Origin of the sequence: Escherichia sp. MOD1-EC6162, assembly GCF_002965125.1 — a bacterium.
GTDB classification, from domain to species: Bacteria; Pseudomonadota; Gammaproteobacteria; order Enterobacterales; family Enterobacteriaceae; genus Escherichia; species Escherichia marmotae.
On the sequence record NZ_PTSB01000011.1, the window covers coordinates 64573 to 84528 of the forward strand.

General features: G+C 51.9%; 21 protein-coding genes. 11 read left to right on the forward strand and 10 right to left on the reverse strand.

What is annotated here, in order from left to right; translation table 11 throughout:
- The first annotated feature begins 191 nt into the window (after positions 1-191).
- Genes flhB through flhE form a run of 3 tightly spaced genes read left to right on the forward strand, consistent with a single transcriptional unit; the run spans position 192 to position 3806 of the window.
- Positions 192-1340, forward strand: coding sequence for a flagellar biosynthesis protein FlhB (flhB, locus tag A9587_RS11400; RefSeq protein WP_001516553.1), 1149 nt, complete (start codon positions 192-194; stop codon positions 1338-1340).
- Positions 1333-3411, forward strand: a complete 2079-nt coding sequence (flhA, locus tag A9587_RS11405; protein ID WP_001516552.1) for a flagellar biosynthesis protein FlhA — start codon at positions 1333-1335, stop codon at positions 3409-3411. The genes flhB and flhA overlap by 8 nt, the downstream gene beginning before the upstream one ends.
- Positions 3411-3806 carry a flagellar protein FlhE gene (gene flhE, locus A9587_RS11410; RefSeq protein ID WP_105263539.1) on the forward strand — a complete coding sequence of 132 codons (396 nt, stop codon included), beginning with the start codon at positions 3411-3413 and terminating at the stop codon, positions 3804-3806. The genes flhA and flhE overlap by 1 nt, the downstream gene beginning before the upstream one ends.
- A gap of 52 nt (positions 3807-3858) precedes the next feature.
- On the opposite strand, the gene argS is transcribed toward flhE, so the two are convergent.
- Positions 3859-5592 (reverse strand): arginine--tRNA ligase, encoded by a 1734-nt coding sequence (gene argS / locus A9587_RS11415; RefSeq protein WP_001025346.1) that lies wholly within the window; start codon positions 5590-5592, stop codon positions 3859-3861.
- A gap of 215 nt (positions 5593-5807) precedes the next feature.
- On the opposite strand from argS, the gene A9587_RS11425 reads away from it, so the two are divergent.
- Both A9587_RS11425 and cutC read left to right on the forward strand, forming a co-directional pair.
- Positions 5808-6374 (forward strand): VOC family protein, encoded by a 567-nt coding sequence (locus A9587_RS11425; protein ID WP_105263538.1) that lies wholly within the window; start codon positions 5808-5810, stop codon positions 6372-6374.
- Between the two features lie 13 nt (positions 6375-6387).
- A complete protein-coding gene (gene cutC / locus A9587_RS11430; RefSeq protein ID WP_001185711.1) occupies positions 6388-7134 on the forward strand; it encodes a copper homeostasis protein CutC in 747 nt (248 codons plus the stop codon).
- Here the strand turns inward: cutC and A9587_RS24650 are convergent.
- The 6 genes from A9587_RS24650 to A9587_RS11455 form a co-directional block, all read right to left on the reverse strand.
- A complete protein-coding gene (locus A9587_RS24650) occupies positions 7109-7339 on the reverse strand; it encodes a hypothetical protein (protein WP_138922586.1) in 231 nt (76 codons plus the stop codon). The two genes, cutC and A9587_RS24650, sit on opposite strands and share 26 nt — an antisense overlap.
- Positions 7340-7478: 139 nt before the next feature.
- On the reverse strand, positions 7479-8450 hold the full coding sequence (gene cmoB / locus A9587_RS11435; RefSeq protein WP_001516547.1) for a tRNA 5-methoxyuridine(34)/uridine 5-oxyacetic acid(34) synthase CmoB: 972 nt from the start codon (positions 8448-8450) through the stop codon (positions 7479-7481).
- On the reverse strand, positions 8447-9190 hold the full coding sequence (cmoA, locus tag A9587_RS11440) for a carboxy-S-adenosyl-L-methionine synthase CmoA (protein ID WP_000019599.1): 744 nt from the start codon (positions 9188-9190) through the stop codon (positions 8447-8449). Before cmoA ends, cmoB begins: the two co-directional genes overlap by 4 nt.
- A 40-nt stretch (positions 9191-9230) precedes the next feature.
- Entirely contained in the window at positions 9231-9626 is a 396-nt protein-coding gene (locus A9587_RS11445) for an MAPEG family protein (RefSeq protein ID WP_000252971.1), read from the reverse strand.
- A gap of 52 nt (positions 9627-9678) precedes the next feature.
- Entirely contained in the window at positions 9679-10497 is an 819-nt protein-coding gene (locus A9587_RS11450) for a DUF72 domain-containing protein (RefSeq protein WP_000639250.1), read from the reverse strand.
- Positions 10494-11060 carry a hydrolase gene (locus tag A9587_RS11455; RefSeq protein WP_000891641.1) on the reverse strand — a complete coding sequence of 189 codons (567 nt, stop codon included), beginning with the start codon at positions 11058-11060 and terminating at the stop codon, positions 10494-10496. The genes A9587_RS11450 and A9587_RS11455 overlap by 4 nt, the downstream gene beginning before the upstream one ends.
- Positions 11061-11370: 310 nt before the next feature.
- Here A9587_RS11455 and aspS point away from each other — a divergent pair, with 310 nt between their 5' ends.
- The 4 genes from aspS to ruvC all read left to right on the forward strand — a co-directional run bounded on the left by aspS (position 11371) and on the right by ruvC (position 15117).
- A complete protein-coding gene (gene aspS / locus A9587_RS11465) occupies positions 11371-13143 on the forward strand; it encodes an aspartate--tRNA ligase (protein ID WP_001258665.1) in 1773 nt (590 codons plus the stop codon).
- 117 nt (positions 13144-13260) lie between these two features.
- Complete coding sequence (gene nudB, locus A9587_RS11470; protein WP_010375688.1) at positions 13261-13713, forward strand: dihydroneopterin triphosphate diphosphatase; 453 nt, start codon at positions 13261-13263, stop codon at positions 13711-13713.
- A 107-nt stretch (positions 13714-13820) separates the two neighbouring features.
- Positions 13821-14561, forward strand: coding sequence for a YebC/PmpR family DNA-binding transcriptional regulator (locus A9587_RS11475; protein WP_000907234.1), 741 nt, complete (start codon positions 13821-13823; stop codon positions 14559-14561).
- Positions 14562-14595: 34 nt separating this feature from the next.
- Positions 14596-15117, forward strand: coding sequence for a crossover junction endodeoxyribonuclease RuvC (ruvC, locus tag A9587_RS11480; RefSeq protein ID WP_001516546.1), 522 nt, complete (start codon positions 14596-14598; stop codon positions 15115-15117).
- 1 nt (position 15118) lies between these two features.
- On the opposite strand, the gene A9587_RS11485 is transcribed toward ruvC, so the two are convergent.
- Complete coding sequence (locus tag A9587_RS11485) at positions 15119-15721, reverse strand: YebB family permuted papain-like enzyme (RefSeq protein WP_001024955.1); 603 nt, start codon at positions 15719-15721, stop codon at positions 15119-15121.
- Between the two features lie 273 nt (positions 15722-15994).
- Here A9587_RS11485 and ruvA point away from each other — a divergent pair, with 273 nt between their 5' ends.
- Both ruvA and ruvB read left to right on the forward strand, forming a co-directional pair.
- Positions 15995-16606, forward strand: coding sequence for a Holliday junction branch migration protein RuvA (gene ruvA, locus A9587_RS11495; RefSeq protein WP_000580346.1), 612 nt, complete (start codon positions 15995-15997; stop codon positions 16604-16606).
- Positions 16607-16614: 8 nt separating this feature from the next.
- Complete coding sequence (gene ruvB / locus A9587_RS11500; protein ID WP_000568526.1) at positions 16615-17625, forward strand: Holliday junction branch migration DNA helicase RuvB; 1011 nt, start codon at positions 16615-16617, stop codon at positions 17623-17625.
- 87 nt (positions 17626-17712) lie between these two features.
- On the opposite strand, the gene dsbB is transcribed toward ruvB, so the two are convergent.
- On the reverse strand, positions 17713-18243 hold the full coding sequence (dsbB, locus tag A9587_RS11505; protein WP_000943467.1) for a disulfide bond formation protein DsbB: 531 nt from the start codon (positions 18241-18243) through the stop codon (positions 17713-17715).
- 145 nt (positions 18244-18388) lie between these two features.
- Positions 18389-19930 (reverse strand): Na(+)/H(+) antiporter NhaB, encoded by a 1542-nt coding sequence (gene nhaB / locus A9587_RS11510; protein ID WP_001516544.1) that lies wholly within the window; start codon positions 19928-19930, stop codon positions 18389-18391.
- Positions 19931-19956: the final 26 nt, after the last annotated feature.

Below are 19956 nucleotides of genomic sequence, written 5' to 3' on the forward strand. Positions count from 1 at the left end.
CTGATATGACGTGACCCGTCGTATCAGGCGGCCGGATGAGACGTTTACACCGCATCCGACAAACGCGGCACCACGCCTGATGTGCTGCGGTAAAAGCCCTAAATCCCGCCTGTTTTGCCCCTTACTCTAACCATTGAACGCTTTCCGCTCTGGCATTATTCACGCTTATCACTATTTCCAGGATTGGCGACGTGTCTGACGAGAGCGACGACAAAACAGAAGCCCCCACACCTCACCGACTTGAAAAAGCACGGGAAGAGGGACAGATCCCGCGCTCCCGTGAGCTAACCTCACTGCTGATTTTGCTGGTGGGCGTGTGTGTTATCTGGTTTGGTGGCGCGTCTCTGGCTCACCGGTTGTCTGGGATGCTCTCCGCCGGGCTGCATTTTGATCACAACATCATCAATGACCCCAACCTAATCCTGGGGCAGATTATTCAGTTAATCAGAGAAGCCATGTTGGCTCTGTTGCCGCTGATTAGCGGCGTGGTGCTGGTGGCACTCATTTCGCCAGTCATGTTGGGTGGTCTGGTATTTAGCGGCAAATCATTACAGCCGAAGTTTTCCAAAATCAACCCGTTACCAGGTATTAAACGCATGTTCTCAGCGCAAACCGGCGCAGAGCTGCTGAAAGCGATACTGAAATCCACTTTGGTCGGCAGTGTGACTGGTTTTTATCTCTGGCATCACTGGCCGCAGATGATGCGCTTAATGGCGCAGTCGCCCATTACTGCAATGGCTAACGCGATGGATGTTGTGGGATTGTGCGCGCTTTTAGTGGTGCTTGGGGTCATCCCAATGGTGGGATTTGACGTCTTTTTTCAAATATTCAGCCACCTGAAAAAGCTGCGTATGTCACGGCAGGACATTCGTGATGAGTTCAAACAAAGCGAAGGTGATCCCCATGTCAAAGGGCGAATTCGTCAGATGCAGCGAGCTGCGGCGCGGCGTCGGATGATGGCCGATGTGCCGAAAGCGGACGTCATTGTTAACAACCCAACTCACTACTCAGTGGCATTGCGATATGACGAAAACAAAATGAGTGCGCCGAAAGTGGTCGCCAAAGGTGCAGGGCTGGTAGCACTGCGCATTCGTGAAATTGCCGCTGAAAATAACGTCCCGACCCTTGAAGCACCGCCGCTGGCGCGTGCGCTGTATCGACATGGCGAAATAGGCCAACAAATTCCAGGCCAACTATACGCCGCTGTGGCAGAAGTACTGGCCTGGGTCTGGCAACTGAAACGCTGGCGTCTGGCCGGTGGGCAACGCCCCGTACAACCCACACATCTTCCGGTGCCGGAAGCCCTGGATTTTATCAACGAGAAACAGCCCCATGAGTAATCTGGTCGCAATGCTGCGCCTACCCGCAAACCTGAAATCGACACAATGGCAGATCCTTGCCGGACCGATTTTGATCCTGTTGATCTTGTCGATGATGGTGCTGCCACTGCCCGCATTCATTCTCGACCTGCTGTTTACCTTCAATATTGCCCTGTCGATCATGGTGTTGCTGGTGGCGATGTTTACCCAGCGCACGCTCGAGTTTGCCGCGTTCCCGACCATCCTGCTGTTTACCACGCTGTTGCGTCTGGCGCTCAACGTGGCTTCAACCCGTATCATTTTGATGGAAGGTCATACTGGTGCGGCGGCGGCGGGGAAGGTCGTTGAAGCGTTCGGTCACTTCCTCGTTGGCGGTAACTTTGCAATCGGCATTGTGGTATTCGTCATCCTCGTGATCATCAACTTTATGGTTATCACCAAAGGTGCCGGGCGTATTGCGGAAGTGGGGGCGCGCTTTGTTCTCGACGGTATGCCGGGTAAACAGATGGCGATTGATGCCGACCTCAACGCCGGATTGATTGGTGAAGATGAGGCGAAAAAACGTCGTTCCGAAGTGACCCAGGAAGCCGATTTTTACGGCTCAATGGACGGGGCGAGTAAGTTTGTTCGTGGTGATGCTATTGCCGGGATCCTCATCATGGTCATTAACGTCGTCGGCGGATTGCTGGTCGGCGTGCTGCAACATGGCATGAGCATGGGCCATGCGGCAGAAAGTTATACGCTGTTGACCATCGGTGATGGCCTGGTGGCGCAAATCCCGGCGCTGGTTATTTCTACCGCTGCGGGGGTCATCGTCACGCGTGTCAGCACCGATCAGGATGTTGGCGAGCAGATGGTGAATCAGCTTTTCAGTAACCCCAGAGTCATGTTGTTAAGTGCCGCAGTACTGGGGTTACTTGGTCTGGTGCCAGGAATGCCAAACCTGGTCTTTTTACTGTTCACGGCGGGACTGCTGGGGCTGGCGTGGTGGATCCGTGGACGCGAACAAAAAGCGCCTGCCGAACCGAAGCCGGTAAAAATGGCGGAGAATAATGCCGTTGTTGAAGCGACGTGGAACGATGTGCAACTGGAAGACTCGCTGGGAATGGAGGTGGGGTATCGGCTGATCCCGATGGTCGATTTTCAGCAGGATGGCGAGTTGCTGGGGCGTATTCGCAGTATTCGTAAGAAATTTGCCCAGGAGATGGGCTTTCTGCCGCCGGTGGTGCACATTCGCGACAATATGGATCTGCAACCTGCCCGTTATCGTATCCTGATGAAAGGCGTTGAAATTGGTAGCGGCGATGCCTATCCGGGGCGCTGGCTGGCGATCAACCCGGGGACAGCCGCCGGAACATTACCCGGTGAAGCGACGGTCGACCCGGCGTTTGGTCTGAATGCTATCTGGATCGAAAGCGCGCTAAAAGAACAGGCGCAGATTCAGGGATATACCGTGGTTGAGGCCAGCACGGTGGTCGCAACGCATCTTAACCACCTCATTAGCCAACATGCCGCCGAACTGTTTGGTCGTCAGGAGGCGCAGCAGTTACTGGATCGCGTCGCCCAGGAGATGCCAAAGCTAACGGAGGACTTAGTTCCTGGCGTCGTCACGCTCACCACGCTGCACAAGGTGCTACAAAACCTGCTTGATGAAAAAGTGCCGATTCGCGATATGCGCACCATCCTCGAAACGCTGGCGGAACATGCGCCCATCCAGAGCGAACCACATGAATTAACCGCCGTCGTCCGCGTGGCGCTTGGTCGGGCGATTACCCAGCAATGGTTTCCCGGCAAAGATGAAGTTCACGTTATTGGCCTGGACACGCCGCTGGAGCGTTTGCTGTTACAGGCATTGCAGGGCGGGGGCGGGCTGGAGCCTGGACTGGCGGATCGTTTGCTGGCACAAACTCAGGAGGCATTATCCCGTCAGGAGATGCTGGGCGCGCCGCCAGTGCTGTTGGTGAACCATGCGCTGCGGCCATTATTATCTCGTTTTCTGCGCCGTAGCCTGCCGCAACTGGTGGTGCTTTCGAATCTCGAACTCTCTGATAACCGCCAAATCCGTATGACGGCGACGATTGGCGGCAAATAATGAGGAGCTTATTAGCTATTTTGTTGTTTCCGATGCTTGTGCAGGCTGCCGGGGAGGGCATGTGGCAGGCAAGTAGCGCGGGCGTGACGCTGAATCATCGTGGTGAATCGATGTCGTCAGCGTCTCTGACTTCGCGACAACCGGTTTCAGGATTGGTGACGCTGGTGGCCTGGCGTTATCAGCTTATCGGCCCGACACCTGTAGGGCTGCGCGTGCGCTTGTGTTCGCTATCTCGTTGTGTCGAATTAGACGGGCAGAGCGGGAGTACGGTGGCATTTACCGGCGTACCTGCGACAGAACCGTTGCGCTTTATCTGGGAAGTTCCAGCCGGTGGGAGGTTAATTCCGCCGCTGAAGGTGCAGCGTAATGAAGTGATTGTGAATTATCGGCGGTGATAAAAAAGCCGATGTCCGTAACTGCGACATCGGCCTTTGACACATAACGCGATTACATACGCTCTACAGTCTCAATACCCAGCGTATCCAGACCCAGTTTCAGCGTCTTCGCGGTCAGTTGTGCCAGTTTCAGACGGCTGTTACGCACTTCTTCGTTTTCTGCGCTGAGGATCGGGCAGTGCTCGTAGAAGCCAGAGAACAGACCAGCCAGATCGTACAGGTAAGCACACATCACGTGCGGTGTACCTTCACGGGCAACCACCGTGAGGGTTTCTTCAAATTGCAGCAGGCGAGCGGCCAGTTGCGCTTCACGATCCTCACGGATGACAACCGGAGCCGCAGCCAGTTGATCTTCGTTAATTTCCGCTTTACGGAACACGGACAGCACACGGGTGTAGGCATACTGCATATACGGCGCAGTGTTACCCTCGAACGCCAGCATGTTGTCCCAGTCGAAGATGTAGTCGGTAGTGCGGTTTTTGGAGAGATCCGCGTATTTCACCGCGCCGATACCGACCGCATTGGCCAGTTTTTCCAGCTCGTCGGCTGGCATATCCGGGTTCTTCTCAGCCACCAGACGACGCGCGCGTTCCAGTGCTTCATCCAGCAGATCTGCCAGTTTCACCGTACCGCCAGCGCGGGTTTTGAATGGTTTACCGTCTTTACCCAGCATCATGCCGAACATGTGGTGTTCCAGCGGTACGGATTCTGGTACATAACCTGCTTTGCGTACGATTGCCCATGCCTGCATCAGGTGCTGATGCTGACGGGAGTCGATGTAATACAGCACGCGATCGGCATGAAGGGTTTCATAACGATACTTCGCACAGGCGATATCGGTGGTGGTGTAGAGATAGCCGCCATCTTTCTTCTGAATGATAACGCCCATCGGCTCGCCTTCCTTGTTCTTGAACTCATCAAGGAATACAACGGTCGCGCCTTCACTTTCTACTGCCAGACCTTTGGCTTTCAGATCTGCCACGATACCCGGCAGCATCGGGTTGTAGAGGCTTTCGCCCATCACATCATCGCGAGTCAACGTTACGTTCAGACGATCGTAAGTGATCTGGTTCTGCGTCATGGTGATGTCGACCAGTTTGCGCCACATTTCGCGGAAGTATTCGTCACCGCTTTGCAGTTTTACCACGTAGTTACGTGCACGTTCGGCAAACTCTTCATCTTCGTCGTAATGCTTTTTCGCATCGCGGTAGAAACCTTCGAGATCTGCCAGCTCCATTTCACCGGCGTTTTCCTGCTGCTGTTTTTCCAGCCACGCAATCAGCATACCGAACTGGGTGCCCCAGTCACCGACGTGGTTAGCGCGAATTACGTTGTGACCGAGGAACTCCAGGGTACGCACAGCCGCGTCACCAATGATGGTGGAACGCAGATGCCCTACGTGCATCTCTTTCGCCACGTTTGGCGCGGAGTAGTCCACCACAATGGTCTGTTTTTCTGGTGTAGCAACACCGAGACGATCGGACGCCAGCGCCTGCTGAACATGTTCAGCCAGGAATACCGGATCAAGGAAAATGTTGATAAAACCTGGGCCGGCGATCTCAACTTTACTGGCGATACCGTTAAGATCCAGATGAGTCAGCACCTGCTCTGCTAATTGTCGCGGTGCCATACCCAGTTTTTTAGCAACTGCCATCATGCCGTTAGCCTGATAGTCGCCGAACTGAACTTTTGCTGACTGACGAACCTGCGGTTCGCAATCCGCAGGCGCGCCTGCCGCAATCATGGCCTGACGGACTTTTTCTGAGAGAAGAGCCTGAATATTCACCGGAATACCTTACATTGATGAAGCGAGCGAGAATTGCCCGCACCAGTTAAAGAAATTAGGGCGGGAGTATACTGCAAATGGCTGTTTTCGTCAGCAACGTGCGCGTGGCGTATTGCCGTTTTCACTATTGCACCGGGGACTGCGCGAAATCAGCAGTTGGTTGGCGCAGGGCAACAAGGTAAATTAACGCTTTTGCTGAAAGACGAAGAGTGATTATGGCTAACTGGCAATCTGTCGACGAGTTGCAGGATATTGCAACGGATTTACCGCGATTTATCCACGCATTAGACGAACTTTCCCGTCGTCTGGGGCTGGATATTACTCCGCTGAATGCCGATCACATTTCCTTGCGTTGTCATCAAAACGCCACCGCTGAACGCTGGCGTCGTGGGTTTGAACAGTGCGGCGAACTCCTGTCAGAAAATATGATCAATGGCAGACCGATTTGCCTGTTTAAATTGCATGAATCGGTACAGGTTGCTCACTGGCAGTTTTCGATAGTTGAGTTACCGTGGCCTGGGGAAAAACGTTACCCGCACGAAGGCTGGGAACATATCGAAATCGTTCTGCCTGGTGATCCAGAGACACTGAACGCCCGTGCACTGGCATTACTTTCTGATGAAGGGCTTAGTCAGCCGGGGATCTCGGTTAAAACCAGTTCGCCAAAAGGTGAGCATGAGCGATTACCCAATCCAACGCTGGCCGTCACCGACGGTAAAACCACGATTAAGTTTCATCCGTGGGCCATTGAAGAGATCGTCGCCAGTGAGCAGTCGGCGTAATTAAGGAGTAAAAATGGCATTACTGGAAATTTGCTGTTACAGCATGGAGTGCGCGCTGACGGCGCAGCAAAACGGTGCCGACAGAATAGAGCTGTGTGCGGCACCGAAAGAAGGTGGCTTAACGCCGTCGCTGGGTGTGCTGAAGTCTGTGCGTCAGCAGGTTACTATCCCTGTGCATCCGATTATCCGTCCTCGCGGTGGCGATTTTTGCTACAGCGACGGCGAGTTTGCCGCCATTCTTGAGGACATCCGCACAGTACGCGAATTGGGATTTCCTGGACTGGTGACGGGGGTTCTGGATGTTGACGGTAATGTCGATATGCCACGAATGGAAAAAATAATGGCGGCTGCCGGTTCGCTGGCCGTCACTTTTCATCGCGCCTTCGATATGTGCGCTAACCCTTTAAATGCACTGAATAATCTTGCGAAATTAGGCATTGCCAGGGTGCTGACATCGGGGCAAAAATCAGACGCGCTGCAAGGTTTATTAAAAATTATGGAACTTATTGCCTATGGTGATGCTCCAATCATCATGGCCGGAGCTGGAGTTCGTGCAGAAAACCTGCACCACTTCCTCGATGCCGGAGTGCTGGAAGTCCATAGCTCCGCGGGAGCGTGGCAAGCCTCACCGATGCGTTATCGTAATCAAGGATTGTCCATGTCATCAGATGCACTCGCGGACGAGTATTCGCGTTATGTCGTAGACGGGGCGGCGGTTGCTGAAATGAAAGGAATCATTGAACGCCATCAGGCCAAATGATTTTTACCGTTGCATCATGTCGCCCAATATGATGCTTGCTCGTACCAGGCCCCTGCAATTTCAACAGGGGCCTTTTTTTATCCTTGATCAGTATGAAAAATGAACCTGAAGGCAAAGACAAAATGGCGTGGCTGATCAGGCGCATAAGAAGTAAATAGCGCCCGGAAACGGGCGCTAAATTGCAGATAAAGTGTGCTTTATTCATGCCGGATGCGGCGTGAACGCCTTATCCAGCCTGCAAATTTGTGCAAATTTAACATATTGCAGGAGACGGGTAGGCCTGATAAGCGTAGCGCATCAGGCGGTTTTGGCGTTTGTCATCAATCTCAGCGCTCGGAAACGGGTTACGGCTTACGCGCAATCAGCACCGCGCGTTTAGGCGCAGGATAGCCTTCTACCGTTTTACTCGGATCATGCGGGTCGAGGAAATCAGACAAAGACTCGGTAACCATCCATTCAGTACGGCGCTGCTCTTCTGTAGAGGTAACGCTCACGTCCGCAATGCGGATATCAACAAACCCACACTTCTTCAGCCAGTTTTTCAGCGCCAGTGCTGATGGAATGAAATAGACATTACGCATTTGCGCGTAACGATCGCCTGGCACCAGTACTGTGTGCTCATCGCCATCAACAATCAGCGTTTCCAGCACCAGTTCGCCTTCATTCACCAGTTGATCTTTTAACTGCCACAGATGTTCCAGCGGTGAGCGGCGATGGTACAGCACGCCCATCGAAAAGACGGTATCAAAGGCTTTCAGCGCTGGAAGTTGTTCAATACCTAACGGCAGCAGATGCGCGCGCTGATCGTTACCTAACAACTTACGCACCGCTTCGAACTGGCAGAGAAAAAGTTGCGTAGGGTCAATCCCCACCGCCAGATGCGCGCCTGCGCCAATCATGCGCCACATGTGATAACCGCTGCCGCAGCCAACATCGAGGATCGTGCGCCCGGTCAAATCAGAGAGATGCGGCAGAACACGATCCCATTTCCAGTCAGAACGCCATTCGGTGTCGATGTTAACGCCATACAGCGAGAACGGCCCTTTACGCCACGGCATCAGGTTGCGCATCAGTGTTTCAATGCGTTTAATCTGCCCGGCACTCAGCGGCTCTTTGCTTTCCGCCGTTACGCTATGCAGTAAATCAAGACGATACGGTTTAATTTCGGGCAGAAATTCCACCGCATTGGACCACTGTTTAAACAGACCGTGCTGCTGTTCACGTTGCCAGTTGGCAATCTGTGCAGGGAGGGTTTCCAGCCAGTGCGAAAGATGATTTTTGGCAATCAGAGAATAAAAGTTACCAAAGTCGATCATGCAGCGTCCTCTGCTTTCAATGCCACCAGTGAGCCAAAGTTAAAGCACTGGAACCATAACTCGCTATGTTCAAATCCGGCTTTATGCAGGCGTGCTTTATGGGTTTCCACAGAATCGGTCAGCATCACGTTTTCTAACATGCTGCGTTTTTGGCTGATCTCCAGCTCGCTGTAACCGTTGGCGCGTTTAAAATCGTGGTGCATGTTGAACAGCAGTTCACCGACTTTGGCATCTTCGAAACTGAATTTTTCCGAAAGCACCAGCGCACCGCCAGGATTCAGTCCTTGATAAATTTTATCCAGTAATGCCTGACGTTCAGAAGGCTCAAGGAATTGCAGGGTAAAATTCAGTACCACCATCGACGCGTTTTCAATGGCAATATCGCGAATATCACCCTCGATTACTTCTACAGGTGTTGGCGCTTTATAGGCGTCGATATGGCGACGGCAGCGTTCAATCATCGCCGGGGAGTTGTCGATGGCGATAATTTTACAATTATCATGATGAATATTGCGACGCACCGAGAGCGTCGCCGCGCCCAAAGAACAGCCCAGATCGTAAACCTGCGTACCAGGTTGTACGAAGCGTTCGGCCAACATGCCAATCATTGAAATAATATTGGAATAGCCGGGAACGGAACGCTGGATCATATCCGGGAAGACTTCGGCTACCCGTTCATCAAAGGTCCAGTCGCCCAGTCTGGCGATAGGGGCAGAAAATAACGTGTCGCGGTGAGACATAACGTAAAAATCCGGGAAAAAGAAAGTGGCGTATTGTGCGCTAACGCAGGGAGAAAACCAACTCCCAGGGCATATACCAAAGATTCGCCAGCACCATCAGCAACAGCGCACACCAGGTGGCGCTCATGCCGGAACGCCGCCAGCGAAACAGACGGTGATGAAAACCGTAATAATGCATCAGACGCCCGGCAAGCAGAACAATGCCGCAAATATGTACCATCCAGGTTTCTGCGCCATTCATTTCCATAAACAGCATCAATACAATCGCGATGGGAATATATTCCACCGCGTTACCGTGAATGCGAATGGCGCTTTGCAGTTCGCTAAAACCGCCGTCACCATAGGCAACGCGATATTGCATTCGCAGGCGAACAACATCAAAAGAGAACTTCATTAATAACAACGCACCTAAAACGGCATACAGCGCGCTTACCATACAAACTCCCTTTAAAATGGCCGATGGCTCCTGTCTATGATAGGTGGCAATTTCAGAAAAGAGAAGATTGCTGTGGAATAGCCGGAACTGCTCCGATCTCTGGAAGTGTCTTACGTAAGTCTTCCCAAAGGGTATGTACCAGTTCCGGTGCCTGGGCAATATCTGGCGTATGTAAAAAAAGATAAGGCGTGGTGGTCTGGTGCCACTGTGCTAATTTTTGTAACCAGACCTGAAATAATTCCCGATTTTGCGTCATATCATCGCTGCCGATAAAACGGATCAGTGGGTTTGTCGCTGTTAATACGGCATGAACCGGAACTTTGGGCTTTTTCCGTTGCGCGTCGCGAATGGCTTCATTATGCGGACGCGCTGCATGAACCGGACGGCTGTCTAAAATCACCCGATTAACGCCGCGCTGATGCAAACCGCGATTAAGCGTTTGTTCCTCTACCTCTTTGGCAAAAAACAGCGGATGACGAACTTCCACACCATAGGTAAATTCGCGAGGAAGGGAATCGAGAAAGTGCCACAGTGCAGACAGATCCCGGGGGCCAAATGTGGCGGGCAGTTGCAGCCAGTATTGCCCAATGCGCGGCGCTAACGGTGACATGCGGGTTAAAAATTCTGCTACTAAATCATCGCAATGTCGCAATGCGGCCTGGTGCGAAATGGTCGCCGGAAATTTAAAACAAAAACGAAAATCATCGCTGGTTTGCTCGCGCCAGCGCAGAACCACTTCCGGCTTTGGCAGAGCATAAAGGGTCGTGTTGCCCTCCACGCAGTTAAAATGGCGGGCGTACTCTTCCAGGCTGGAGATCCCCAACCGCACCCATTTTGGATGCGACCATTGCGGCAGACCGATATAAATCATAACGCGTTGAGGATCTCTTCCACGCGACGCACACGGGCAATGCGCGGGTAGATATGGTTGATGCTGTTGTTGTGCTGTTCGGTACTGGCGGCGCTACAGGCGTCTTCAGCGATCACCAGATTAAACCCTAACTCCCACGCGTTACGGGCGGTGGACTCAACACCGATATTGGTTGAAATCCCACACAAGACAATGGTGTCAATGCCACGACGGCGTAATTGCAACTCCAGATCCGTACCGTAAAACGCACCCCATTGACGTTTAATGATTTCAATATCGCTGTCAGTTGCACCTAACGCCGCAGGATGCCGCCACCAGTTCTCCGGCAACGTTTTGGCAGGCGAAGGCGCATCAACCGGCTGTTTCAATGCTTCGGCATAATCGGCCGACCAGCCGACGCGCACCAGAAATACGGACTGTCCGTTTGCGCGAAATTTCGCCGCCAGTTTTCCGGCGCGATTAACAACATCCTCGGCAGTATGTGGGCCACCGGCAAAAGGCAAAATGCCTTCCTGTAAATCAATCACCACCAGTGCAGTGGTTTTAGCATTAAGCTCAAGCATGATCTCTCCTGATAAAACAAAATCGTACCTCTCACCTTAATGCGATTAGCCGATGGCAGGATGACAAATTTTGTTAATTTTTATGTGTTCAGGCAACACCTTTATAGCAAACAAGGGTAGAGTCTGATTCCAGGCCTGATATAAAGTGGTAACGAGTCGTTCCAGAGCGGGCCAGACTCTTACGGTGCGGCAGAATTTCCAGTATAATAGCCGCCTTTTTTCATTCAGTTGTGACATACAGCTAACGCTGCGACTTAGGTCACCTGCGCAGCAGGGGACATCCGCCGGCAGCTAAGTTAAGGGATATCTCATGCGTACAGAATATTGTGGACAGCTCCGTTTGTCCCACGTGGGGCAGCAGGTGACTCTGTGTGGTTGGGTCAACCGTCGTCGTGATCTTGGTAGCCTGATCTTCATCGATATGCGCGACCGCGAAGGTATCGTGCAGGTATTTTTCGATCCGGATCGTGCGGACGCGTTAAAGCTGGCCTCCGAACTGCGTAATGAGTTCTGCATTCAGGTAACGGGCACCGTGCGTGCGCGTGACGAAAAAAATATCAACCGCGATATGGCGACCGGCGAAATCGAAGTGCTGGCGTCTTCGCTGACCATCATCAACCGCGCAGACGTTCTGCCGCTTGACTCTAACCACGTCAACACCGAAGAAGCGCGTCTGAAATACCGCTACCTCGACCTGCGTCGTCCGGAAATGGCTCAACGCCTGAAAACGCGCGCTAAAATTACTAGCCTGGTGCGCCGTTTTATGGATGACCACGGCTTCCTCGACATCGAAACTCCGATGCTGACCAAAGCGACGCCGGAAGGCGCACGTGACTACCTGGTGCCGTCTCGTGTGCACAAAGGTAAATTCTACGCGCTGCCGCAGTCTCCGCAGTTGTTCAAACAGTTGCTGATGATGTCCGGTTTCGACCGCTACTATCAGATCGTTAAGTGTTTCCGTGACGAAGACCTGCGTGCTGATCGTCAGCCTGAATTTACCCAGATCGATGTGGAAACTTCTTTCATGACCGCGCCGCAAGTGCGTGAAGTCATGGAAGCCCTGGTGCGTCATCTGTGGCTGGAAGTGAAGGGCGTAGATCTGGGCGATTTCCCGGTAATGACCTTTGCGGAAGCTGAACGCCGTTATGGTTCTGATAAACCGGATCTGCGTAACCCGATGGAACTGACCGACGTTGCCGACCTGCTGAAATCCGTTGAGTTTGCGGTATTCGCGGGGCCAGCGAACGATCCGAAAGGTCGTGTTGCTGCTCTGCGAGTTCCGGGCGGGGCATCGCTGACCCGTAAGCAGATCGACGAATACGGTAACTTCGTCAAAATCTACGGCGCGAAAGGTCTGGCTTACATCAAAGTCAACGAACGCGCGAAAGGTCTGGAAGGTATCAACAGCCCGGTAGCGAAATTCCTCAACGCTGAAATCATCGAAGCCATCCTGGATCGTACCGCCGCACAAGATGGCGATATGATTTTCTTCGGTGCCGACAACAAGAAAATTGTTGCCGACGCGATGGGCGCACTGCGTCTGAAAGTCGGTAAAGATCTCGGCCTGACCGACGAAAGCAAATGGGCACCGCTGTGGGTTATCGACTTCCCGATGTTTGAAGACGATGGCGAAGGCGGCCTGACGGCAATGCACCATCCGTTCACCTCACCGAAAGACATGACTGCCGCCGAGCTGAAAGCGGCACCGGAAAATGCGGTGGCGAACGCTTACGATATGGTCATCAATGGTTACGAAGTGGGCGGTGGCTCTGTGCGTATCCATAATGGTGATATGCAGCAGACGGTGTTTGGCATTCTGGGTATCACCGAAGAAGAACAGCGCGAGAAATTCGGCTTCCTGCTCGATGCCCTGAAATATGGTACGCCGCCGCACGCAGGTTTGGCATTCGGTCTTGACCGTCTGACCATGCTGCTGACCGGCACCGACAACATCCGTGACGTTATCGCCTTCCCGAAAACAACGGCGGCAGCGTGTCTGATGACTGAAGCCCCGAGCTTTGCCAACCCGACTGCACTGGCTGAGCTGAGCATTCAGGTTGTCAAGAAGGCTGAGAATAACTGATATGAATAAAATACACGAAATCATTTGCGGTGCATCGAGGCGGCAACTGAGTGAACTTCCATGAGCATAGATAACTATGTGAATGGGATGAGCGAAAGCAGCCAACGAAGAGGCAGCGTGAAGGATAAAGTGTATAAGCGTCCCGTTTCGATCTTAGTGGTCATTTACGCACAAGATACGAAACGGGTGCTGATGTTACAGCGGCGTGACGATCCTGACTTCTGGCAGTCGGTAACCGGCAGTGTGGAGGAGGGTGAAACCGCGCCGCAAGCTGCTATGCGCGAAGTAAAGGAAGAGGTCACCATTGATGTTGTTGCTGAACAACTGACCTTAATTGACTGTCAGCGCACGGTAGAGTTTGAAATTTTTTCACATTTGCGTCATCGCTATGCGCCGGGCGTGACGCGTAATACGGAATCATGGTTCTGTCTTGCGCTACCACACGAGCGCCAGATTGTTTTTACTGAACATCTGGCATACCAATGGCTTGATGCGCCCGCTGCGGCGGCGCTTACTAAGTCGTGGAGCAACCGACAGGCGATTGAACAATTTGTAATTAACTTAGCCTGAGAAGGCGTATACACAAAATCCTTCGAGCTGTATCAAGGTGGTAAACGAGAGCCGCTAACGCAGGCAGCCTGAAGGATCAAGTGTATAGTTATTTTGGAGATATTTTTATGGCAGGTCATAGTAAATGGGCCAACACCAGACATCGTAAAGCTGCGCAGGATGCTAAGCGCGGTAAAATCTTCACTAAAATCATTCGTGAGCTGGTGACCGCAGCTAAACTGGGTGGTGGCGATCCGGATGCTAACCCGCGTCTGCGTGCTGCCATTGATAAAGCACTGTCTAACAACATGACCCGTGACACCCTGAACCGCGCAATTGCACGTGGTGTGGGCGGTGATGATGATGCGAACATGGAAACCATCATCTACGAAGGTTACGGTCCTGGCGGCACTGCAATCATGATTGAATGTCTCTCTGACAACCGCAACCGTACCGTTGCTGAAGTGCGTCACGCATTCAGCAAATGTGGTGGCAACCTCGGTACTGACGGTTCCGTGGCTTATCTGTTCAGCAAAAAAGGTGTGATCTCCTTCGAGAAAGGTGACGAAGACACCATTATGGAAGCGGCGCTGGAAGCAGGTGCTGAAGACGTTGTGACCTATGATGACGGCGCGATTGACGTTTACACCGCATGGGAAGAGATGGGTAAAGTACGCGACGCTCTGGAAGCGGCAGGTCTGAAAGCAGATAGCGCGGAAGTATCTATGATCCCGTCAACCAAAGCTGATATGGATGCAGAAACCGCACCGAAACTGATGCGTCTGATCGATATGCTGGAAGACTGCGACGACGTGCAGGAAGTTTACCATAACGGTGAGATCTCTGATGAGGTTGCAGCGACCCTCTGATGAGGCCGGCTAAACAACAAAACGGAGACGCGTGATGGCGATTATTCTCGGCATTGACCCGGGTTCACGCGTTACCGGTTACGGCGTTATCCGCCAGGTGGGCAGACAACTGTCCTACCTGGGTAGCGGATGCATACGCACCAAAGTGGATGATTTACCGTCTCGTCTGAAGCTCATTTATGCAGGCGTGACGGAAATCATCACCCAGTTCCAGCCAGATTATTTCGCAATCGAACAAGTCTTTATGGCGAAGAACGCCGATTCTGCCCTGAAACTGGGGCAGGCGCGTGGTGTGGCGATTGTGGCAGCGGTGAATCAGGAATTGCCGGTATTTGAGTATGCCGCTCGCCAGGTAAAGCAAACCGTGGTGGGTATTGGCAGTGCCGAGAAAAGCCAGGTGCAGCATATGGTTCGCACCTTGCTGAAACTTCCCGCTAACCCGCAGGCAGACGCCGCTGATGCGCTGGCAATTGCCATCACCCACTGCCATATCAGTCAGAATGCGATGCAGATGAGCGAATCGCGGCTGAATCTGGCTCGCGGGCGACTGCGTTAAATTATACTGCCTCGGTCAGTTCAGGCTGAGGCGTATCTACTCCTTCGGCATGAATCAACACCAGACCCGGATGATGCCACAAACTCGCTGGCGTTACGGTTTTTCGCGCCCACGGAATTGAGCCTAAAAACCAGAATTTCCAGAAAGTAAGTTTTGCATGTGGATTGCTGTGTAATAACTCTTCAAAAGTTTCTATCTCGCCTACCGGAATACATAATGCTTCTTTATAAATATCAAAGACAAACTTTGAGCAGAACTGGCGAGATGACTCATATTTAAACCCGGTGTGATAGAGCTTGCGCAGTCGAGAGGGAACCTGTTCTATCAGCCTTTGTTTTTGCTGTTCTGTCAGCCCTGCACCTAATCGCTTTACGGCATAGCGTTGGTGAGAAGAACGTTTAATAAAATGGGACAGTGTGGTGATGGTGGAGAGGGGAACACGGCTTTCTGCGACCAGAAAATCATCGCCGTCATGACCGATAATGATCCCGACGTGATTACTCCAGCAATTTGATGCGGCAGAAATTTGGCCGAATAATGCGGCACCTATACATGTAAATACAATATCACCAGTTTCATATTCAGCAGGATAATTAATATTCACTTTATCATTCCATTGAAATAAATTTGAATATGTTTAATAACATAAAATCTTTTTTATCGCAGGTATAGTCAAGTTTATTTTTTTTGGATCTTTTACCTGAATATTTAATATATAAAATATTTGCTTTCAATATGACCTGGAGAATGAATTATGCAGTGACAATTCTCCGTTCATCGAGACGCCTCGCAATTTTTCTGCATCCTTCGCTGGATATCTATCCAGCATTTTTTTATCATACAGCATTATCTTTGATTCATTACGCAGGAGCGTCATGTGATAGGCAGGCTGAGAGGCATCATTCTGGAAAAACAACCCCCGCTGGTGTTACTTGAAGTGGGCGGCGTAGGCTATGAAGTGCATATGCCGATGACCTGTTTTTATGAACTCCCTGAAGCGGGCCAGGAAACGATAGTCTTCACCCACTTTGTAGTACGTGAAGACGCGCAGTTACTGTACGGTTTTAACAATAAGCAAGAACGCACGCTGTTTAAAGAACTGATTAAAACCAACGGTGTGGGGCCGAAACTGGCACTGGCGATCCTCTCTGGTATGTCAGCGCAGCAGTTTGTTAATGCCGTTGAGCGTGAGGATCCTGCGGCACTGGTGAAATTACCTGGCATAGGTAAAAAAACTGCCGAACGGCTGATTGTTGAAATGAAAGATCGCTTTAAAGGCCTGCACGGCGATCTGTTTACACCGGCTGCCGATCTGGTGTTGACCTCACCGGCAAGCCCGGCAACCGACGATGCCGAGCAGGAAGCGGTTGCTGCGCTGGTGGCGCTGGGCTATAAACCACAAGAAGCCAGCCGCATGGTGAGCAAAATCGCTCGTCCTGATGCCAGCAGTGAAACATTAATTCGCGAAGCCCTGCGCGCCGCGTTATGAGGTAAAGGATGATTGAAGCAGACCGTCTGATTTCTGCCGGTACGACCTTGCCGGAAGATGTGGTAGATCGCGCTATTCGCCCCAAATTACTGGAAGAGTATGTTGGTCAGCCGCAGGTCCGTTCGCAGATGGAGATTTTCATCAAAGCGGCGAAACTGCGCGGCGATGCCCTCGATCATCTATTGATTTTTGGTCCTCCTGGCCTGGGAAAAACCACGTTAGCCAACATCGTTGCCAATGAAATGGGCGTCAATTTACGCACAACGTCTGGTCCGGTACTGGAAAAGGCGGGTGACCTGGCGGCAATGCTGACCAACCTTGAACCGCACGATGTGCTGTTTATTGATGAGATCCATCGTCTCTCGCCAGTCGTGGAAGAGGTGCTGTATCCGGCAATGGAAGATTACCAGTTGGATATTATGATTGGTGAAGGCCCGGCAGCGCGTTCGATAAAAATCGATCTACCACCGTTCACCTTGATTGGCGCGACCACGCGTGCTGGCTCATTGACATCGCCATTGCGTGACCGTTTCGGTATAGTGCAGCGCCTGGAGTTTTACCAGGTGCCTGATCTGCAATATATCGTCAGTCGTAGCGCACGGTTTATGGGGCTTGAGATGAGTGACGATGGCGCACTGGAAGTCGCTCGCCGGGCGCGAGGTACGCCACGTATCGCTAATCGTTTGCTGCGTCGTGTGCGTGATTTTGCCGAAGTGAAGCATGATGGCACCATCTCGGCAGATATCGCCGCCCAGGCGCTGGATATGCTTAATGTCGATGCAGAAGGTTTCGATTATATGGATCGCAAGTTATTGCTGGCGGTAATCGATAAATTCTTCGGTGGTCCGGTTGGCCTGGATAACCTGGCTGCAGCCATTGGCGAAGAGCGTGAAACTATTGAGGATGTGCTGGAACCTTATTTGATTCAGCAAGGCTTTTTGCAGCGTACACCGCGCGGGCGTATGGCGACAGTGCGGGCGTGGAACCACTTCGGGATTACACCGCCAGAAATGCCGTAGAGCGGATAAAGCGTTAACGTCGCATCTGGCATTGAATTATTGACAGGATGAATCGAGACAGGCGCTCCCGCAGGAGCGCCTGATTGATTAGCGACCAAACAGGTCACGTTTTTTCGCTTTAAATGGCTGGGAAATCACCACCAGCACTGCGACAATCAGGTAAGCAACAAAAATACCGAGCAACCACTGCGGCATATCCAGACCTAAAAACTCCCACTGACGCTCAGCGCAATCACCAGAGGCGACAAACACTTGTGGCACCCATTTATCCAGCGGCAGCCAGTCCGGGAAGCGAACCATGAAATCACAGGTCATAAACGGCGAAGGATAGAGCTGGAGCATGGTGTGTTCGTAAGTTAACTGCACACCACGAAACGCGCTATACAACCAGATAATCATCGCCACATAACGCAGCGGCGTTTTCGGGGCGATAGCGCCAATCAACGCGGCACCCAGAACACCGAATAACGCGCAGCGTTCATAAATACAGAGCACGCAAGGTTTCAATAACATCACATGCTGGAACCACAGCGCCGTCAGTTCCAGTGCCAGAGCGGTAAGCGCCATTAACAACCACGCACCCCGCCCCTGTGAACATTGGTTCAAAAATCGCAACATAATAATTTCCCTGCAATATGCATCGAATGCGCAGTTTAAACCAATTCATTCGTTGCGCCACCAGGAGGGAGTAAAAATAGGATGTAATTGAACAATTATCGGGCGGAAAGGCAAACCGGGCATGAATATGCCCGGTAAGTTGTTATCAAAGCGTTGCTATCCACCCCATTTGCATAAACCATTCAGTTACAGGGGCAAGAGTAAACTCTACGCAGAGTAGCCCGACGAGGGTCAGTACGAGGGTGTAGGGCAGAGCCATCCATACCATGCGGCCATAAGAAAGACGTATCAATGGCGCGAGAGCGGAGGTTAACAGGAACAAGAACGCAGCTTGTCCGTTCGGCGTGGCGACGGATGGCAGGTTGGTCCCGGTGTTAATGGCGACGGCCAGCAGTTCATATTGCTTCATACTGATAGCGCCGCTCTCCATTGCTGCTTTGGCTTCGTTGATATAAATCGTTCCCACAAAGACGTTATCCGAAATGGAAGACAGCAAACCGTTGAAGATATAGAACAGCGATAGCTGGGCGTGTTCTGATGCCTGCAATACAAACTGGATAATTGGGGAGAACAGTTGTTGGTCGATAATCACCGCAACTACCGAGAAAAAGACCGTCAACAGTGCAGTGAATGGCAGAGATTCGGTGAAGGCTTTGCCGATAGCATGTTCATCAGTGACACCGGTCAGTGATGTAGTCAGAATAATGACAGACAAACCAATCAGGCCGACTTCCGCCAGATGCAACGCCAGCGCGGTGACCAGCCAGACGCCGATAATCGCCTGGACAATCAGGCGAATTTTATCCTGACGTGTACGCTGGTTACGGCTTTGATCGTCAAACTGCTGCAGCACTTCGCGGACTTTCTCCGGCAGCGTTTCACCGTAGCCAAACCAACGCATTTTCTCCACTAACAGGCAGGTTAACAAACCACAAATCAGAACCGGGACGGTTACCGGTGACATGCGCAGGAAGAAATCGCCAAAATGCCAGCCAGCAGCTTTCGCAATAATCAGGTTTTGCGGTTCACCGACCATGGTCATCACACCGCCTAATGCAGTACCGACACCCGCGTGCATCATCAGGCTACGCAGAAAACCACGGAACTGCTCCAGCACCACCTTGTAATGCTTGTCGATATGGCTGTCGTCTTGCAGATCGGTATCTTCGGCACGGGAAGAAGCCACTCGGTGATAAATACCATAAAAACCCACCGCAACGCTGATCACCACGGCCACTACGGTTAAGGCATCCAGGAACGCGGAGAGAAACGCAGCCGCCACACAAAAAGAGAGCGATAACAGCATCTTGGAGCGAATGCTTAACAGCAAGCGGGTAAAGATGAACAGCAATAGCTGTTTCATAAAATAGATACCCGCCACCATAAACATCAGTAGCAGCAAGACTTCAAGATTCGCCGCCACCTCTTCACGGACGTGCTCCGCGCTGGTCATGCCTATGAATACCGCTTCGATAGCCAACAGGCCGCCAGGCAGTAGCGGATAGCATTTGAGCGCCATCGCCAGGGTGAAAATAAATTCCGCTACCAACAGCCAGCCAGCAACAAAAGGGCTGATGAGGAAAATTAACGGGTTAACAATTAAGAAAATAATGAGGGCAAGTTTGTACCAGTCAGGTGACTGGCCCAAAAAATTGCGCCATAACGCGCGGCCCCAGGAGATCTCCATGATGGTTTCCCTTACCTTACAAATAA

Excerpts from the sequence above, each read along its gene's own strand:
- flhA (WP_001516552.1), top strand. The coding sequence starts at position 1,333 with ATGAGTAATCTGGTCGCAATGCTGCGCCTACCCGCAAACCTGAAATCG.
- flhE (WP_105263539.1), top strand. The coding sequence starts at position 3,411 with ATGAGGAGCTTATTAGCTATTTTGTTGTTTCCGATGCTTGTGCAGGCT.
- A9587_RS11425 (WP_105263538.1), top strand. The coding sequence starts at position 5,808 with ATGGCTAACTGGCAATCTGTCGACGAGTTGCAGGATATTGCAACGGAT.
- cutC (WP_001185711.1), top strand. The coding sequence starts at position 6,388 with ATGGCATTACTGGAAATTTGCTGTTACAGCATGGAGTGCGCGCTGACG.
- A9587_RS24650 (WP_138922586.1), bottom strand. The coding sequence starts at position 7,339 with ATGAATAAAGCACACTTTATCTGCAATTTAGCGCCCGTTTCCGGGCGC.
- cmoB (WP_001516547.1), bottom strand. The coding sequence starts at position 8,450 with ATGATCGACTTTGGTAACTTTTATTCTCTGATTGCCAAAAATCATCTT.
- cmoA (WP_000019599.1), bottom strand. The coding sequence starts at position 9,190 with ATGTCTCACCGCGACACGTTATTTTCTGCCCCTATCGCCAGACTGGGC.
- A9587_RS11445 (WP_000252971.1), bottom strand. The coding sequence starts at position 9,626 with ATGGTAAGCGCGCTGTATGCCGTTTTAGGTGCGTTGTTATTAATGAAG.
- A9587_RS11450 (WP_000639250.1), bottom strand. The coding sequence starts at position 10,497 with ATGATTTATATCGGTCTGCCGCAATGGTCGCATCCAAAATGGGTGCGG.
- A9587_RS11455 (WP_000891641.1), bottom strand. The coding sequence starts at position 11,060 with ATGCTTGAGCTTAATGCTAAAACCACTGCACTGGTGGTGATTGATTTA.
- aspS (WP_001258665.1), top strand. The coding sequence starts at position 11,371 with ATGCGTACAGAATATTGTGGACAGCTCCGTTTGTCCCACGTGGGGCAG.
- A9587_RS11475 (WP_000907234.1), top strand. The coding sequence starts at position 13,821 with ATGGCAGGTCATAGTAAATGGGCCAACACCAGACATCGTAAAGCTGCG.
- ruvC (WP_001516546.1), top strand. The coding sequence starts at position 14,596 with ATGGCGATTATTCTCGGCATTGACCCGGGTTCACGCGTTACCGGTTAC.
- ruvB (WP_000568526.1), top strand. The coding sequence starts at position 16,615 with ATGATTGAAGCAGACCGTCTGATTTCTGCCGGTACGACCTTGCCGGAA.
- dsbB (WP_000943467.1), bottom strand. The coding sequence starts at position 18,243 with ATGTTGCGATTTTTGAACCAATGTTCACAGGGGCGGGGTGCGTGGTTG.
- nhaB (WP_001516544.1), bottom strand. The coding sequence starts at position 19,930 with ATGGAGATCTCCTGGGGCCGCGCGTTATGGCGCAATTTTTTGGGCCAG.